We start from the raw sequence: 17,298 nt of genomic DNA on the forward strand, positions 1-17,298 counted from the left end.
AAAGCACTGAATAAGTAAACAGTAACTCTATTTACATTAACACTGTTAGTTAGTAAATAATTTGTTTCCCATAAACATAACCAAAAAACAATACTATTATGAAAAGTGAATGGATTGCAACCTATGAAGGTTCTGAAATAAAAGTACGTAACGGCTGGTTTACTGGCGAAAAATTATTTGTAAATAATCAATTACAGGACGAACAATTAAATTTCATTACTCCAAGTCAAATGACCGGAAAACTAACAGCTACAAATGGAGCAGAACTAAATATTAAAACCAATCTCTCAGGTTTTTTCTCTGTAAGCTGCAGACTGTTTTTAGACAATAAAAAAGTTGAATTGCAACAAACCAAGTAATTAGTTTACTATATATTAATCATTGCTGGATTTAACTCAGTCCTATTACTAAAAGTAATTAAAACATAAAAAACCCCTCTCGATTGTTATCAAGAGGGATTTTCATTTACGTCAATATCTGAGACAATCCTACAGTAGGCCAAGACTTTACTCGCCTTCTTCTGTTAAATTAGTTTTAGAATACCCTCTCCATTTCTCAATACAATCTTGAAAATCTTGAGGCAGTTCCGTATCAAAACGCATCATCTCACCCGTTGTAGGATGAACAAATCCAAGCGTTTTGGCATGTAAAGCCTGTCTTGGTAATATTTTAAAACAATTGTCTATGAACTGTTTGTATTTAGTAAACGTCGTTCCTTTCAAAATCAAATGACCGCCATAACGCTCGTCATTAAATAAAGTATGACCAATGTGCTTTAAGTGAACACGTATTTGATGTGTTCTTCCCGTTTCCAGTTGGCATGATATCAATGTCACATAACCAAAACGTTCCAAAACCTTATAATGTGTAACTGCTGGCTTCCCTATTTCAGGATCAGAAAAAACAGCCATTTGCATACGGTCTTTTACGTGACGTGCCACATTACCTTCAATAGTTCCTTCATCAGCAACTACATTCCCCCATACAAGAGCCACATACTCCCTTTCGGATGTTTTAGCTTCAAATTGTTTGGCCAAATGTGACATGGCAGCTTCCGTTTTAGCAATAACCAATAATCCTGAAGTGTCTTTGTCAATTCGGTGTACTAGTCCAGGTCTTTCGCTGCTGTTCATTGGCAAATTATCAAAATGATAAGCCAACGCATGCACTAAAGTTCCAGTATAATTTCCGTGTCCGGGATGAACAACCATTCCTGGTTTTTTGTTAATCAACAACAAGGTATCATCTTCATAAACAATATCTAGCGGAATATTCTCCGGTATAATATGATTTTCATAAGGCGGATGCGTCAGCATCACACGTACTACATCAAAAGCTTTTACTTTGTAATTTGACTTTACGGTCGCATCGTTCACAAAAATATTTCCTTCCGTAGCTGCAATTTGAATTTTATTTCGGGTTGCATTTTGAATCAAGCTCATCAGGTATTTGTCAATTCGCAAAGGTGCTTGTCCTTTAGGAACTTCAAATTTAAAGTGTTCGTATAATTCTTCTTCTAAGTCAACTGACTCTACATTATTGTTCATTTGGTAATTCTTCTGTTGGATTTGCACTCTCATCCGTTCCTAAATCTTCTTCATAACTCGCTTTCCCGTCACCTAAAACCAAATCGATTTTAGAAGACTTCAAGACTTTATCCCCCGGTTTTATATTTCTACCCTTGAAACGCATTTCTAGCACCATGTCTTTTCCAAGATTTGGCACATAGGTAATCGTTCCTTCTTCAAGTCCTAACGCTTTTAAAGTAGGAACCGCTTCACGATACGTTTTATTTATTAAATCAGGAATTTTCACGGATGAAAACCCAGAACTGTTAATTTTAATATAGACTTTTCTCCCTACTTTCACTTTAGCCCCTGGCAAAGGATCCTGTTGTACAACAGAAAACTTAGGGTAGTCGCTTTTATAATTCACGCTATCCAGTAATACATAATCAAGATCTAACTCATCCAGTTTTTCTTCGACTTGCTCCTCCGTTAATTTACTCAAATTAGGAACTGTAATTTCATTTCCGTGATCTGTAGTAAAAGTCAACCAGTGCATAAAGAGAAATCCCAAAACGGCAATTATCAAAACGGCTAGAAATACTTGAACAAGAAACACACGGCTGGTAAGATATTTACGTAAACTCATAAATTTATTTTTATAATACGGCAAAGATATACCTTATTCGTTTCAAAAAAAATGATAATTTTGTTTAATACTATTTAACGTCCGTTAGCAGCCTTGTTAGAAATACATTTTTAAAATGTTACTTAGCAAAGCAGACATTAATTAGGAGCTATTTCCTGCTATCCGCTATATCTTTTCCTGCTCTCGTTAAAAAACGAGAACAAGAAAAGGATGTCGCTTCTATCAGGGCTAGTTCAATTCGTTTTCAAAACATAAATTTGAGTTGAAAAAATACTCTAAACCTAAAACAAAAAAGAATGAAAAACATTGCCATTATCATGGGCGGTTATTCCAGTGAATATAAAATATCCCTAATCAGTGGGAATGTAGTATACCAATTTTTAGATAAAAACAAATACAAAGGGTTTTGCGTCCATATTTTAAAAGAAAAATGGGTTTACGTAGACGATGCCGAAACAGAATTCCCCATCGATAAAAATGATTTTTCAGTTACTGTTGACGGCACTAAAATTAATTTCGACTGCGTTTTCAATGCCATACATGGAACTCCAGGTGAAGACGGACTTATGCAAGCCTATCTTGAATTGCTAGAAATTCCACAAACCTCTTGTGATTACTACCAGTCAGCACTTACCTTCAATAAAAGAGATTTTCTTTCTGTGTTAAAACCATACGGTATAAAAAGTGCCGTTTCGTATTACTTAAATAAAGGGGACAAAATCTATACAGACGAAATTGTAAAAAAAGTAGGATTGCCTTGTTTTGTAAAACCAAATAAAGCAGGATCCAGTTTTGGAATTTCAAAAGTAAAAACCGAAGCTGAATTGCCTATTGCCATCGAGGTGGCTTATCAGGAAGACAACGAAATCATCATAGAAAGCTTCCTTGACGGGACCGAGGTTACCGTGGGTGTTATCAACTACAAAGGAATAATAACCGTTTTACCTATCACTGAAATTGTTTCAGACAATGATTTCTTTGATTACGAGGCAAAATATCTTGGAAAATCACAAGAAATTACACCGGCCAGAATTTCTGATGAAATGACGGAGAAAGTAGGTGCTATCGCTAAAAGAGCCTACGAACTGCTAAAAATGAAAGGCTTCTCTAGAACAGAATTTATCATTGTAAATGACGAGCCCTTCATGTTAGAGATGAACACTATTCCAGGTTTGACACCAGAAAGCCTAATTCCGCAACAATCGTTGGCAGCGGGAATTCCTCTGGAGGATTTGTTTACCAATGCAATAGAATTAGCTCTAAAATAATAATAATTCATGAAGGATATTTTTGAATGGAGTCGCATTTTATTTAACGATCTACCCGAAATTTTTCTTTTCGAGGTCATTTTTCGTTCCGTAATAATGTTTACTGTGCTTTTGCTGACCTTAAAAATTGCAGGAAAAAGAGGCGTTAAACAACTTTCTGTTTTTGAAACTGTAATTATTATTGCATTAGGATCTGCTGCCGGTGACCCCATGCTTTATGAAGACGTTGGAATTCTTCCCGCAATTACAGTGTTTGTAGTTATCATTCTTCTGTATAGAATGATAACTTGGCTAGCTGCAAAGAACAAAACTTTTGAAGAATTTATAGAAGGAAAAACAGAATGTATAATTAATGAGGGGAGATTTTCAATCACTACATTCAAAAAAGAAAGCTTAGCGCAAGATGAATTTTTCTCGGAACTCCGTCTAAAATCTATTGAACATTTAGGGCAAGTAAAAAATGCTTTTATGGAAACTTCTGGCGAAATCAGCACCTTTTACTATGAAGATGAAGAAGTAAAATTTGGCTTACCCATACTCCCCTTTTTGTTTAATGCTAAGAGTAAAATGATAGCTGAAAGCGGAATCTATCCCTGTACCTTTTGTGGTTTTACAGAAGAAAAAAAAACCAGGAGTAGCGATATGCCACCACTGCAAAAAACAAGAGTGGGTTAAAGCAATTAAAACAACTCGTATAACTTAAATCTAATTTATTATTTTAAATTTGATGATTAAGAATAAACCTCAATGAGAAAAGCCATATTTCCTGGATCGTTTGATCCTATAACATTAGGACACGAAGACATTATAAAAAGAGGAGTCTCTCTTTTTGACGAAATAGTTATTGCAATTGGTGTTAATGCCGAAAAAAAATACATGTTTTCCCTAGAAGACCGAAAGCGTTTTATCGAGGAAACATTCAAAGACGAACCAAAAGTTACGGTGATTACATATGAAGGACTGACGATTGATTTATGTCATAGAATCAAAGCGGATTTCATTCTGCGTGGTTTACGTAACCCTGCCGATTTTGAATTCGAAAAAGCCATCGCACACACAAACAGACATTTGTCAAAAATAGAAACGGTATTTTTACTTACCGCAGCACGTACTTCCTATATCAGTTCCAGCATTGTCCGTGACGTATTAAGAAACGGCGGTGAATACCAAATGTTAGTTCCAAAAGCCGTGAGAGTTAAGTAGTCATTAGTGTTCCGTTTGCAATAAACAGACACTAAATAGCATAAAACTAGAGGAAATACTTAAATAACCGTATTTTCGCCAAATCATAACAAATTTCAACAATGAGCATAGAAAGAGAATTAAACAAAAGAAGCGGATCGAAATGTGAACTTTGTGCAGCAACTGAAAACCTAAAAGTATACGAAGTTCTACCTACTAAAAAAGGCGGATTAGACGAAAGTATAATGGCTTGTAGTACCTGTATTGACCAAATCGAAACACCGGGAAATGAAGATCTAAACCATTGGAGATGTCTTAACGACAGCATGTGGAGCGAGCATACTGCAGTGCAAGTAGTTTCTTGGAGAATGTTGAGCCGTTTGCGTTCTGCGGGTTGGCCTCAAGAATTAATCGACCAAATGTATTTTGACGAAGATACTTTAGCCTGGGCTCAAGCGACGGGTGAAGGAGAAGAAGATGAAAACAAAGTCATCCACAGAGACAGCAACGGAGTTATTCTGGAAATTGGTGACTCAGTAGTTTTGATCAAAGATTTAAAAGTAAAAGGTTCAAGTATGGTAGCAAAACAGGGAACTGCGGTGCGTAACATCAGACTAGATCATGAAAATGCCGAATTCATTGAAGGTAAAGTAGACGGGCAAACGATCGTAATCATTACACAATACGTGAAGAAAATATAGTTTTAAAATTCAGATTGCATAAAAAAATACGTTTTGAAAATTCAAAACGTATTTTTTTTGTTTTAACCTTAAATATATTATTATATCCGTATTCAAAAGTTAAAAAATAAATTATTCATCAATAACACCAATGCCACATAACAATAATCCGTCAAAGTGAATTTATTTGAAATAATATTTATAGTTTTAACTTCTTAACTACAAATAATTCAAAATATATTTTATGAGTGCACATCTAAAAAAAACACTTTCACCCGTATTACTGTGGGGGCTTGGAGTAGGTTATGTGATTTCAGGAATGTATTTTGGTTGGAATTTAGGATTGGAGAAAGGAGGCACTTTTGGAATGGCAATCGCCACTTTCATCATAACAATCATGTACGTTTGTTTTAGTTTTTCCTATTGTGAATTATCTTGTGCCATCCCTAAAGCAGGTGGTGGTTTTGATTATGCTAACAGAGCATTTGGCAAAGACATAGGGTTTATTACTGGACTGGCACAAATTATAGAATTTGTATTCGCCCCACCTGCAATTGCTATAGCTATTGGCGCGTATTTAAATCTTTCTTTCCCTCAAATCCCCATTTTACCTACAGCAATTATAGCATATCTATTATTTACAGCTCTAAATATTTTTGGCGTAAAAATCGCCGCTACATTTGAATTATTTATTACCATATTAGCTGTCGCCGAATTAATACTATTCTTTGGCGTAACAATTCCTCATTTTTCTTCCGAAAAATTCACCCTTAATGCAAGTATAAATGGTTGGGAAGGTGTTTTTGCTGCTATCCCTTTTGCAATATGGTTTTTTCTTGGTATTGAAGGCGTGGCAAATGTAGCCGAAGAAACGATAAATCCTCAAAAAGATATTACCAAAGGATTTGGGAGCGCCATACTGACTCTTGTGGTATTATGCGTTATGGTTTTTACAGCAACCATAGGCGTTGGAGGCTGGGAAAAAGTAGTTTACAAAGGAGATGGCAGTTTATCCGATTCTCAGTTACCAATGGCTATGGGAATGGCGCTATCAACAGATAGTATGATGTACCATTTACTGATAGGAGTTGGACTTTTTGGTCTAATAGCGTCTTTCCACGGACTAATACTTGCTGGAGGAAGAGCCACTATGGAATTTGGAAAAATAGACTTCGCGCCAAAATTCCTAGGCAAAGTACATCCTAAATTTCTAACTCCTGCCAACGCGTTAATTGTAAATACACTTATAGGAATTGCCGCTTTATTTACCAATAAAACGGGCGAAATAATAACTATAGCTGTTTTTGGAGCGCTTACATTATATATTCTTTCGATGATGTCGCTACTTCGATTAAGAAAATCAGAACCCAACTTAGAACGTCCTTTTGTTGTACCTTTATATCCTGTTCTACCCATTACTGCATTATTAATTGGTCTTATTTCATTAATAGCAATGATTTATTTCAATCCTATTTTGGCTTTATGGTATTTTGGAGCAATACTTTTAGGCTATTTATTGTTCAAGATTTTCTATAAATCAGAATAGTAATTTTATACCTCTTCCAACATTATTAAGCATGATAAATCATAACAATGTTTAAACATACTGTAAATAATACTGTTTTTGTTTTCAATTCTTTAGCCGAATTAATGGCGAAAGCCACTCCCTTGCGTTCTGGCGATCAACTGGCTGGGATTGCTGCACAATCTTATCAAGAACGGGTAGCCGCTCAAATGGCATTGGCTCACTTACCCATCAGTGAATTCTTGAACAATCCCTTAATTCCGTATGAAATTGATGAAATAACCCGCTTGATTTTTGATACTCACGATAAAGAGGGTTTCAAAAATATAGCACATCTTACCGTAGGTGATTTTCGCAATTATTTACTCGACAATAAAATACAAAAAAAAGAACTCACTGCTTTGCAGAAAGCAATAACTCCGGAAATAGCAGCTGCTGTTTCAAAAATCATGAGCTTGCAAGATCTAATTTTGGTGAGTTCAAAATGTGAGGTGATTACAAAATTCCGAAGTACCGTTGGTCTGAAAGGACATTTATCCACACGACTTCAACCTAATCACCCAACAGATGATGTCAAAGGAATTTTAGCCTCAGTAATTGATGGCTTATTTTATGGAAATGGAGATGCACTGATTGGTATCAATCCTGCTTTTGATAATATCACCACTCAAATAAATTTATTGAAGATGCTCGACGATATGCGATTGCAGTATCAAATTCCCACACAAATGTGCGTCCTTAGTCATATAACCAATACCATTATGGCAATTGAACAAGGCGCTCCCGTAGATTTAGTTTTTCAATCTATTGGAGGAACCGAAAAAACAAATGCGAGTTTCGGAATCAATTTAGCGCTACTAAAAGAAGGATATGAAGCCGCACAATCTTTATCCCGAGGAACTATTGGTACTAATGTTATGTACTTTGAAACAGGACAAGGCAGCTCTCTTTCTTCTAATTCACACTATGGAATAGATCAACAAACGCTCGAAGCACGTTCTTATGCCGTGGCCCGTGCCTTTGATCCTTTTTTAGTGAACTCAGTAGTGGGTTTTATTGGACCTGAATATTTATATGATGGAAAACAAATAATTAGAGCTGGTCTAGAAGATCATTTTTGTGCCAAAATAATGGGTTTACCAATGGGCTGTGACGTTTGCTATACCAATCATGCCGAAGCAGATCAAGATGATATGGACGTTTTATTGACGCTTTTAGGAACTGCAGGTTGTAATTTCATAATGGGAATTCCGGGATCAGATGATATTATGCTTAATTATCAAAGTACTTCCTTTCACGATGCCTTATATATTAGAAAATTGCTGGGTTTGAAACCCGCACCTGAATTTGAAGAATGGCTTATCAATATGGGAATTATGAATCACAAAAACGAACTCTTGCTTTCCCAAAATCAGAATAAATTATTAGAACTAATAAAACGGTAATACTATTTAAAAGTATGGAATTAGACAACTGGCATCAATTAAAAGAATTTACCAATGCAAGAATTGCACTTGGTAGAGCTGGAAATGCACTACCTACCAATGAAGTATTACAATTGCGGATGGCACATGCTCTTGCAAAAGATGCGATAAGTACCGAAATAGATGTTCTAAATATCAAGGAAGATGCAAAAAAAATTGGATTAAACATCGTTTTCACACAAAGTCAGATTACAAATACCAGTGAATATCTTCGAAATCCAAATAAAGGACGGGTACTCCATGATCAAAGCTGTACCCAACTAAAAGAATATCCCCAAAAAAAAGCAGATTTATGCATCATTATTGCTGATGGACTTTCGGCAGAAGCAGTGAATCTTCATGCAATGAAGCTAATCGAAGTGTTGCTTCCGAAACTAAAAATCAAAGATATCGGACCCATAATTGTTGTGAAATATGGAAGAGTAGCCATTTCGGATGAAATTGGAGAAATTTTAGATTCTAAAATTGCTTTGATATTAATTGGAGAAAGACCAGGTTTGAGTTCCCCTACAAGTATGGGAGCTTACATCACTTTAAATCCAAAAAAAGGAAACACAGATGAAAAAAGAAATTGTGTTTCTAACATTCAACGTGATGGATTACCCTATGAATTTGCGGCTCAAAAATTAACCTATTTGATACAACAAATGGTTAGCAGACAAATATCGGGTGTGGCTTTAAAAGATGATTTTACTGATTATTACGTATCTGAATAAATTTAAATTAATAAAAAAACTACAACTTTAGACGTTCTTTAAACATCAAAAATTGTAGGTTTTTAAATTATTAAATAGATTTAAGATTGCTACTAAATCTATTCCTCTTCTTTCTTAATCACTTTTCTAGCCACTTCGATTTTGAACTTTTTCCCTTTCATTTTTTCATCCTGGATGTTATGAAGCAAGTCTTTTACTTTATTAAATTTGACTGCCGCAAAAGAAATAAAATCTTTTACTTCAATTAATCCTAAATCGCCTTTTTCTAATTTTCCTTTTTGAGAAAAGAAACCTACAATATCGATTTTATTTAATTTATTCTTCTTTCCGCCACTTATGTAGATCGTTTGAAACTCTGGAGGTTTTGGCAATGAAACCGTATCTTCTACTTTAAAAACTTCCATTCCGTAATTAATATAGTCCACTTTTTTCTCACTTTCATGAGCAATCACATAGGCTGTTCCCGTAGCAAGCATACGCGCCGTTCTACCGTTTCTATGCGTGAACTCATCCTCTTTTGAAGGTAAGTGATAATGGATAACATGATTCATTTCAGGAATATCAAGACCACGAGCAGCTAAATCAGTAGTGATTAAGTAACTCACACTTCCATTTCTAAATTGGATTAAGGCCCGTTCTCTCTCGTCTTGATCCATTCCGCCGTGATAATAAGTAGAATAGATGCCCTTTTCGTTTAAAGTATCACTAATACGCTCTGCAGCATCTCTATGGTTACAAAAAACAATAGCCGATTGCGATTTCAACGAACAAATAAGATTAAACAAACTCCCTATCTTATCTCTTTCCTTAGAAACAACCAATTTTGTCGAAAGATTACTTTCTTGCTCGTTTTCTGGAATAAAGTCTAAAATCGTCGGATTTACAACTCTGGTATATTTTGGAATCTCAATATCTGAAGTAGCCGAAACTAAAACGCGTTTGTTCAGTTTCGTTAGTTTCCCAATTATAAATGACATTTGCTCATGGAAACCCAATTGCAGTGATTTGTCAAACTCATCTAAAATCAAGGTCTGAATTTTATCAGTTCTAAAAGTACCTCTGTCAATATGATCTGCAATACGCCCCGGAGTTCCTATTAAAACAGCTGGCGGATTACTTAAATTCTTTATTTCGGTCTCGATAGAGTGACCTCCGTAACATACATTTACTTTGTAATCTGTACCCATTTTTTTCCAAACTTGCTCAATTTGCAATCCTAATTCTCTTGAAGGAACCAGAATTAAACATTGAACCGAAAGGATTTCGGGTTGTAACATTTCTAATATAGGTAATAAAAAAGCTAGGGTTTTCCCTGAACCTGTAGGTGAAAGCAACAAAACATTGTTATCATTTAAGATCGTTTCTTGTGCTGCTTCCTGCATTTCATTTAGGTTTTCGATCCCTAAATTCAAAAGTATATTATTGGAATGGTGTCTCTTATTCATTTTGCAAAAGTAATTAAAAAAAGTGCTCAGTCCTCAGTTTTTAGTATTCAGACCTCTTTTTCATTTTTATGAAATCTATCTTTTAAATTAGCCTTAAAAAAATATTACATTTGGCTTACACCATAATAAAACTAGATATGAGATTCTTAACTGTTCTATTCCTACTATTTTCTCTGGCAAATTTTGCTCAAAACGATACTAAATACAGTACTTTTTTCGAAAAAGGAAATGGAAATCAATCGGCAACGTATCAGGAAACCATCGATTATTACACTCTATTGGCTAATGATTTTCCTTCCATAAAAATACTAAAAATGGGAGCAACAGATAGTGGAGAGCTCTTACATTTAGTGATTTTTAATTCTAAAAAGTCTTTTAATCTTCGTGAAATTCAAAAAAACAAGGCCATTTTATTGATAAATAATGGCATTCATGCAGGAGAACCCGATGGTATTGATGCTACGATGCAATTATTTCGAGATTTGGCTTTAGGAAAAATAAAAACTCCAAAAAACACAATTGTGTCCACTATCCCCGTTTATAATATCGGCGGAGCTTTGAATAGAAATTCGACTACAAGAGCAAATCAGGATGGGCCAGAAATCTATGGTTTTCGTGGTAATGGCCGAAATTATGATTTGAATCGGGATTTCATTAAATCGGATACGAGAAATACAAAAAGTTTTGCTGAACTCTTTCATAAACTAAACCCCGATGTTTTTATTGACAATCATGTAAGTAATGGTGCTGACTATCAATACAAACTAACCTATATCATGACACAGCAAAACCAGTTAGGAACCGTTTTAGGCCGCTATCTGGATACTGAAATGATGCCTTCGATTGTTCTTGATTTACAGAAAAAAAACGTGGCCACTACTCCTTATGTTAATGCATTCAGCGAAACACCAGACAATGGTTTTATGCAATTTTTTGATAGCCCTAGATATTCAACAGGTTACACATCATTATTTAATACCATAGGTTTTGTCGTAGAAACACACATGTTAAAAAAATATGCTGATCGCGTAAAAGCAACCTACGATTACATGCGCTCCACAATTGATTTTATGGATACCAATTACCAAAAAATTAAACAAATGCGCTTGAAAAACGAAGAACAATATGCGCCTAAAAATTCCTATACCATCAAATGGGAAATTGACACCACAAAAACCTCTAAATTTTCGTTTTTAGGTTTCGAAGCTGGACATAAAAAAAGTGAAGTGACTAATGGAAATCGGTTGTTCTACGATAGAACTAAACCATACAAAAAAGACATTCCTTATTTAAAAGAATACAAATCTGTAAACGAAATCATTATTCCTGAAGCGTATATCATTCCAAAAGCGTTTTGGAATGTGATTGACTTATTAAAAAGTAATAATATTGCGTTTTCGCAGTTAAAAAACGACACCCTGATTGAAGTGCAAAGTTATAAAATTGCCGATTATAAGACCTCGGCAGCTCCCTATGAAGGACACTATATTCATCGAGACACTAAAGTAATTACTAAAAACGAAACAGTGGCTTTCACCAAAGGAGATTATGTGGTCAACACCCAACAAAAAGGTGTAAAATATCTATTGGAAACCTTAGAGCCTCAAGGAATTGATTCTTTTTTCAATTGGAACTTTTTTGACACCATGTTACAACAAAAAGAGGGGTACTCTGATTATGTTTTTGAGGATACTGCAGCCCAAATATTAAAAGACAGCCCGCAACTAAAAGCGGAAATGGAACAGAAAAAAATCACCGATTCTATTTTCACAAAAAGTCCCCAGGCACAATTAGAGTGGGTTTACAAACACTCAGTCTATTATGAAAAAGCCCATTTACAGTACCCTATCTATCGTGTTTTATAAAAAAGCACTATTCAACATGAGCTTCTTCTTCAAACAATAATTTGATGTTTTCATACGAATTTTTTAAAGCCATTGGAACTTCCTCTGGCTTCAACCAAGCTACTTTCTCGATACCTTCTTCTAGCTGGCCTTGAGGCACACCTTCAAAATCAGATTGCATCTCAAACCAGTGGGTAATTTTAAGCTTGTATTTCCCGTTGCGTTTGAAAACATGATAGGTTTTTTGAAGTTTTTTTGTAACTCTTAATAGATTTACTCCAGTCTCTTCCTCCACTTCACGCATCGCGGTATTTTCAATTTCCTCTCCTTTCTCAATACCTCCCTTCGGTAAATCCCATTTTCCATTCCTGAAAATGAATAAAATCTCTCCCTTTTTATTATAGACAAAGCCTCCTCCTGCTTTGCAAACAGGAATTTTAGCTTTCAAAGTCTTCATAATTTCCTTTTCATCTGGATGATAGAGATAGGCTTTTTGAATTTTATTTTGAAATATTTTTACGATAAGTTGCTCAATGTCTATACTTTCCAGTAAGAACAATTGAAAATCTGTTTCTTTTGAAATTTTATTTGTCAAAAAAAGTGGTTTGTCGTTAACAAAAACTTTATACATTTGTATTATGATTTTTAATAAAGATACTGCCGAAAAAACAGCCGAATTGCTTTTACAAATAAATGCAATTAAATTGAATCCAGGAAATCCTTTTACATGGGCTTCTGGATGGAAATCACCTATTTATTGTGATAACCGCCTAATCCTCTCATTTCCAACGATAAGAAATTACGTCCGAGATGAATTTTCTAAAAATATTGAAAAACAATTTGGAAAACCAGATGTTATTGCCGGTGTTGCTACTGGAGCAATAGGAATTGGGATACTTGTTGCCGAGAGCATGGGACTTCCATTTGTATATGTACGCCCAGAAGCAAAGAAACACGGACGTCAAAATCAAGTAGAAGGTTTCTTACAAAAAGGACAAAATGTAGTCGTTGTTGAGGATTTAATCAGCACAGGAAACAGCAGCTTAAATGCCGTGGAAGCCTTGCGTGCAGCTGGCGCAAATATTAAAGGAATGGCAGCTATCTTTACCTATGGTTTTGATGTAGCTGAACAAAACTTTAAAGATGCAAAAATTGATTTATACACTTTGAGCAATTATCAAAACTTGTTGAATCTGGCTGTTGCCAAAAGTTATATCACAGAAAAAGAAGAAAAAACACTTAGAGAATGGAGTGTTTCTCCATCTACTTGGGGTGTTGAAAATAAATAAAACAACCACAATATGAACTTAGAAAGTCCAAAAGTTACTGTTCAAAAATCAGCCCAAGAATTATTCGATTTATTGATTGATGTAAAAAGCTTTGAAAAATTAATGCCGGATAACATCGCTAAATTTGAGGTAATCGGAGAAGATGCTTTTATTTTTGGATTAAAAGGGATGCCAGAGATCAAATTAAAAATGAAAGAAAAAGTAGCACCAAGCAAAGTGGTACTTGGAGCTGCAAGCGATAAACTACCTTTCACTTTAATAGCAAACATTGATGCTGTTTCAGATAGCTCAAGCGCCGTGAAACTTGATTTTGAAGGTGATTTCAACCCTATGATGGCGATGATGATAAAAGGACCTATTGGTAAATTTATCGAAGCATTAGCAAACAATATGTCAAAATTATAAATATTGACCCACATAATATTTAAAGCCTTTTAGCACAAACTAAAAGGCTTTTTTTTATCCCCATAGAAATCGACTGCCTGTAATTAGTAAAGTATTTGAATTTCTTTAATACCGTATTCACATATACTATCGTCCTCTAAAAGCACCTGCAGCTTTCCAATTGCAGATACACCCTGAATAATTCCCATGAACTTTTTATCATAATTATCTTTAAAAGGCATTGGAACACCTTTTTTAAAAAGTCTCTCAGTGTACTTTATCCATAAAGCCTCTGGTTGCTTCTGTACTAAAACAATATTTTGCTTCATCTTTTCTATAATATCAAAAAGCAGTTGTTCTTTATCAAACTGACTTTTACAAATAACAGCTAATGACGACGCTTTCGGTAAATTCTCGAAATTTGTTTGATTAATATTTAGCCCTAAACCCACAACAGAAGAAACAGCTCCGTCACTTTTGAGGCTGTTTTCTATCAAAATGCCACCAATTTTAAAATTATATGACATAATGTCGTTCGGCCATTTTATACTTAATTCAGGAATATTATAGCTTTCTAAAACGTTAACAACCGATACTGCTACAGCAATATTGAGATTGTAAATATGATTTACATTTAACAATGGATCCTTGATAAAAACACTCAATATTAGATTCTTACCCTCCTCAGAGTCCCATACAGACCCCATTTGCCCTTTTCCTTTGGTTTGTTTCTCGGCAATTACAACGGTGAAATTATCTAGCTCTTGCCTATTTGATAATCCTTTAAGAAACTCATTTGTTGAATCTATGGCACCGAGTTTGATTAGTTTCATTTTGTAGTTATTTATGGAACAGAATTTAATATTATGTTAAGAGCCAAAAATAATCACAAAAAATGGTAACTTTACAAACTTATATAAAAATAATTCATGGCAAAAAAGACTATAAATAATGATGACCTTCTGGCAAACATTATTAAGGGAATCGAAGAAGTAAAAGGAAATGACATAGATATTCTCGACTTAAGAGATATTGACACCGCAGTTTGCGACTATTTTGTTGTATGCAACGGAAACTCAAACACACAAGTTAACGCAATTGTTAACTCCATTCAAAAAACTGTTTCAAAAGAATTAAAAGATAAACCATGGCATGTTGAGGGATCTGACAATGCAGAATGGGTACTTATGGATTATGTTAATATAGTAGTTCATGTTTTCCAAAAACAAATACGCGAATATTACAATATTGAGAGTTTGTGGGGAGATGCAAAAATAACTACAATAGAAAACAAATACTAAAGAAAGAAAAACAGAAGAATGGCTAAAGATAACAATCCTACTCCTAACAAATTTAAAGTAAGCCCTTGGCTAGTTTATACAGCCATACTACTTATTTTCTTATTTATTAGTTTTGTAACTGGTAGCTCCAGTTTACAAGAACCAGCACATATAACATCATCAAAATTTAATGAGCTTTTAGATAAAGGCGAAATTGAAAAAGTAATTGTTTACAATAAAGCGGACGCTGAAGTTTTCCTTACAGCTAGTGCATTAAAATTAACTGAAAATAAAAAAGTTGCAAAAGATATATTTGACAGCCCTAACAAAGGACCGCACTACACTTTTGTAATTGGTAATGATGAAATATTACAAACCAAGTTAGAAGCAGCAGTTAGTGAAGGTAAATTGCAAGATTTCAATTTCTTGTCAAAAAGTAATTGGTCTGACATCTTCATCAGTTTACTGCCTATCATCATTATCATTGGTGTTTGGATTTTTATTATGAGAAAAATGTCAGGCGGCGGCGGCGGCGGCGGCGGACAAATTTTCAATATTGGAAAATCTAAAGCAAAACTTTTTGACGAAAAAACAGACGTAAAAACTACATTTAAAGATGTTGCAGGACTCGAGGGGGCAAAAGAAGAGATACAAGAAATTGTCGAATTCTTGAAAAACCCAGAGAAATACACTAATCTTGGTGGTAAAATACCAAAAGGAGCCTTACTTGTAGGGCCTCCTGGAACTGGAAAAACTTTATTAGCAAAAGCAGTCGCTGGAGAAGCACAAGTACCTTTCTTCTCTTTGTCAGGTTCTGATTTTGTTGAAATGTTTGTAGGTGTGGGTGCGTCACGTGTACGTGATTTATTCAAACAAGCAAAAGAAAAATCTCCTGCAATCATTTTCATTGATGAAATTGACGCAGTAGGTAGAGCAAGAGGAAAAAGCAATATGTCAGGCGGAAATGACGAAAGAGAAAACACGTTGAACCAATTACTTACTGAGATGGACGGTTTTGGTACCAATTCAAATGTAATTGTATTAGCGGCAACAAACAGAGCAGATGTTTTAGATAAAGCGTTGATGCGTGCTGGTCGTTTTGACAGACAAATCTTTGTAGATTTACCAGACATACGTGAGCGTGCTGAAATATTCAAAGTACACCTTGCACCATTGAAAAAAGTGGAGGGTCTTGATACTGAATTTTTGGCTAAACAAACACCAGGTTTCTCAGGAGCTGACATCGCTAATGTTTGTAATGAAGCAGCATTAATTGCTGCCAGATATAACAAAACTGCGGTTGACAAACAAGATTTCTTAGATGCTGTCGATAGAATAGTAGGTGGTTTAGAAAAGAAGAACAAAATTGTAACTCCTGGAGAAAAGAAAGCAATTGCTATCCATGAAGCGGGACACGCAACAATAAGTTGGATGTTAGAGCATGCAGCACCACTTATCAAAGTAACTATTGTTCCTAGAGGGCAAAGTCTTGGAGCGGCATGGTACTTGCCTGAAGAGCGTTTAATTGTTCGTGCTGACCAAATGTTAGACGAAATGTGCGCTACTATGGGAGGAAGAGCAGCTGAAAAAGTCACTTTTGGTAGAATTTCTACAGGTGCTTTAAGCGATTTAGAAAAAGTAACCAAACAAGCACGTGCTATGGTAACCATCTACGGATTGAACGATAAAATAGGAAATGTTACCTATTATGATTCAACGGGACAAGGGGAATATAATTTCTCTAAACCGTATTCTGAAGAAACTGCAAAAATTATTGATACTGAAATTTCGCTACTTATTGAAGGACAGTACCAAAGAGCTATTGAAATCTTAGAAGAGAATAAAGACAAGCTAAACCAACTAGCAGATATACTAATTGAAAAAGAAGTTATCTTTAAAGATGATTTAGAAGCTATTTTCGGAAAGAGGGCATTTGATAAAAACCTTGAAGAAACAGTATCTTAAATAAAACACTAATTTAATTATTTTTAAAATCTTAATTCAAAATCCGCTTTTGAATTAAGATTTTTTTATCTTTGAACGGTTT

General features: G+C 34.8%; 18 protein-coding genes. 13 read left to right on the forward strand and 5 right to left on the reverse strand.

Annotated features, from left to right (window positions below; translation table 11 throughout):
- Positions 1 to 98 precede the first annotated feature (98 nt).
- Positions 99 to 359, forward strand: a complete 261-nt coding sequence (locus tag QO182_RS01980; protein WP_371559666.1) for a hypothetical protein — start codon at positions 99 to 101, stop codon at positions 357 to 359.
- Between the two features lie 147 nt (positions 360 to 506).
- On the opposite strand, the gene QO182_RS01985 is transcribed toward QO182_RS01980, so the two are convergent.
- Positions 507 to 1,547 carry an RluA family pseudouridine synthase gene (locus QO182_RS01985; protein ID WP_371538658.1) on the reverse strand — a complete coding sequence of 347 codons (1,041 nt, stop codon included), beginning with the start codon at positions 1,545 to 1,547 and terminating at the stop codon, positions 507 to 509.
- Positions 1,537 to 2,154 (reverse strand): PASTA domain-containing protein, encoded by a 618-nt coding sequence (locus QO182_RS01990; RefSeq protein WP_371538659.1) that lies wholly within the window; start codon positions 2,152 to 2,154, stop codon positions 1,537 to 1,539. The genes QO182_RS01985 and QO182_RS01990 overlap by 11 nt, the downstream gene beginning before the upstream one ends.
- Before the next feature lie 296 nt (positions 2,155 to 2,450).
- Here QO182_RS01990 and QO182_RS01995 point away from each other — a divergent pair, with 296 nt between their 5' ends.
- The 7 genes from QO182_RS01995 to eutC all read left to right on the forward strand — a co-directional run bounded on the left by QO182_RS01995 (position 2,451) and on the right by eutC (position 9,009).
- Entirely contained in the window at positions 2,451 to 3,422 is a 972-nt protein-coding gene (locus QO182_RS01995) for a D-alanine--D-alanine ligase (protein WP_371559668.1), read from the forward strand.
- A 9-nt stretch (positions 3,423 to 3,431) separates the two neighbouring features.
- A complete protein-coding gene (locus QO182_RS02000) occupies positions 3,432 to 4,097 on the forward strand; it encodes a DUF421 domain-containing protein (protein WP_371559670.1) in 666 nt (221 codons plus the stop codon).
- Positions 4,098 to 4,169: 72 nt separating this feature from the next.
- On the forward strand, positions 4,170 to 4,625 hold the full coding sequence (gene coaD, locus QO182_RS02005) for a pantetheine-phosphate adenylyltransferase (protein ID WP_371538666.1): 456 nt from the start codon (positions 4,170 to 4,172) through the stop codon (positions 4,623 to 4,625).
- Positions 4,626 to 4,726: 101 nt separating this feature from the next.
- A complete protein-coding gene (locus QO182_RS02010) occupies positions 4,727 to 5,305 on the forward strand; it encodes a PhnA domain-containing protein (RefSeq protein ID WP_371538667.1) in 579 nt (192 codons plus the stop codon).
- Positions 5,306 to 5,528: 223 nt separating this feature from the next.
- Positions 5,529 to 6,830: an ethanolamine permease gene (gene eat / locus QO182_RS02015; protein WP_371559672.1), complete on the forward strand. Its 1,302-nt coding sequence runs from the start codon at positions 5,529 to 5,531 to the stop codon at positions 6,828 to 6,830.
- A gap of 47 nt (positions 6,831 to 6,877) precedes the next feature.
- Positions 6,878 to 8,254: an ethanolamine ammonia-lyase subunit EutB gene (locus QO182_RS02020; RefSeq protein ID WP_371538669.1), complete on the forward strand. Its 1,377-nt coding sequence runs from the start codon at positions 6,878 to 6,880 to the stop codon at positions 8,252 to 8,254.
- Between the two features lie 14 nt (positions 8,255 to 8,268).
- The gene (eutC, locus tag QO182_RS02025; protein ID WP_371538671.1) at positions 8,269 to 9,009 is read left to right on the forward strand and encodes an ethanolamine ammonia-lyase subunit EutC; all 741 of its coding nucleotides are present in this window, start codon (positions 8,269 to 8,271) and stop codon (positions 9,007 to 9,009) included.
- Positions 9,010 to 9,107: 98 nt separating this feature from the next.
- Here the strand turns inward: eutC and QO182_RS02030 are convergent, their stop codons facing one another.
- Positions 9,108 to 10,454 (reverse strand): DEAD/DEAH box helicase, encoded by a 1,347-nt coding sequence (locus QO182_RS02030; RefSeq protein ID WP_371538673.1) that lies wholly within the window; start codon positions 10,452 to 10,454, stop codon positions 9,108 to 9,110.
- A 137-nt stretch (positions 10,455 to 10,591) separates the two neighbouring features.
- Here QO182_RS02030 and QO182_RS02035 point away from each other — a divergent pair, with 137 nt between their 5' ends.
- Positions 10,592 to 12,319: a M14 family metallopeptidase gene (locus tag QO182_RS02035; protein ID WP_371559674.1), complete on the forward strand. Its 1,728-nt coding sequence runs from the start codon at positions 10,592 to 10,594 to the stop codon at positions 12,317 to 12,319.
- Positions 12,320 to 12,326: 7 nt separating this feature from the next.
- On the opposite strand, the gene QO182_RS02040 is transcribed toward QO182_RS02035, so the two are convergent.
- Positions 12,327 to 12,929, reverse strand: a complete 603-nt coding sequence (locus QO182_RS02040) for an NUDIX hydrolase (RefSeq protein WP_371538676.1) — start codon at positions 12,927 to 12,929, stop codon at positions 12,327 to 12,329.
- Positions 12,930 to 12,936: 7 nt separating this feature from the next.
- On the opposite strand from QO182_RS02040, the gene pyrE reads away from it, so the two are divergent.
- Positions 12,937 to 13,587 carry an orotate phosphoribosyltransferase gene (gene pyrE / locus QO182_RS02045; protein WP_371538678.1) on the forward strand — a complete coding sequence of 217 codons (651 nt, stop codon included), beginning with the start codon at positions 12,937 to 12,939 and terminating at the stop codon, positions 13,585 to 13,587.
- A 12-nt stretch (positions 13,588 to 13,599) separates the two neighbouring features.
- A complete protein-coding gene (locus QO182_RS02050) occupies positions 13,600 to 13,992 on the forward strand; it encodes an SRPBCC family protein (RefSeq protein WP_371538679.1) in 393 nt (130 codons plus the stop codon).
- An 83-nt stretch (positions 13,993 to 14,075) separates the two neighbouring features.
- Here the strand turns inward: QO182_RS02050 and QO182_RS02055 are convergent, their stop codons facing one another.
- Positions 14,076 to 14,804 (reverse strand): biotin--[acetyl-CoA-carboxylase] ligase, encoded by a 729-nt coding sequence (locus QO182_RS02055; protein ID WP_371538681.1) that lies wholly within the window; start codon positions 14,802 to 14,804, stop codon positions 14,076 to 14,078.
- 96 nt (positions 14,805 to 14,900) lie between these two features.
- Between QO182_RS02055 and rsfS the strand changes: the two genes are divergently transcribed.
- Both rsfS and ftsH read left to right on the forward strand, forming a co-directional pair.
- On the forward strand, positions 14,901 to 15,272 hold the full coding sequence (rsfS, locus tag QO182_RS02060) for a ribosome silencing factor (protein WP_074722868.1): 372 nt from the start codon (positions 14,901 to 14,903) through the stop codon (positions 15,270 to 15,272).
- 18 nt (positions 15,273 to 15,290) lie between these two features.
- Positions 15,291 to 17,216, forward strand: a complete 1,926-nt coding sequence (gene ftsH / locus QO182_RS02065) for an ATP-dependent zinc metalloprotease FtsH (RefSeq protein WP_371559676.1) — start codon at positions 15,291 to 15,293, stop codon at positions 17,214 to 17,216.
- Positions 17,217 to 17,298: the final 82 nt, after the last annotated feature.

Source organism: Flavobacterium sp. Arc2, from assembly GCF_041431385.1.
GTDB lineage: Bacteria > Bacteroidota > Bacteroidia > Flavobacteriales > Flavobacteriaceae > Flavobacterium.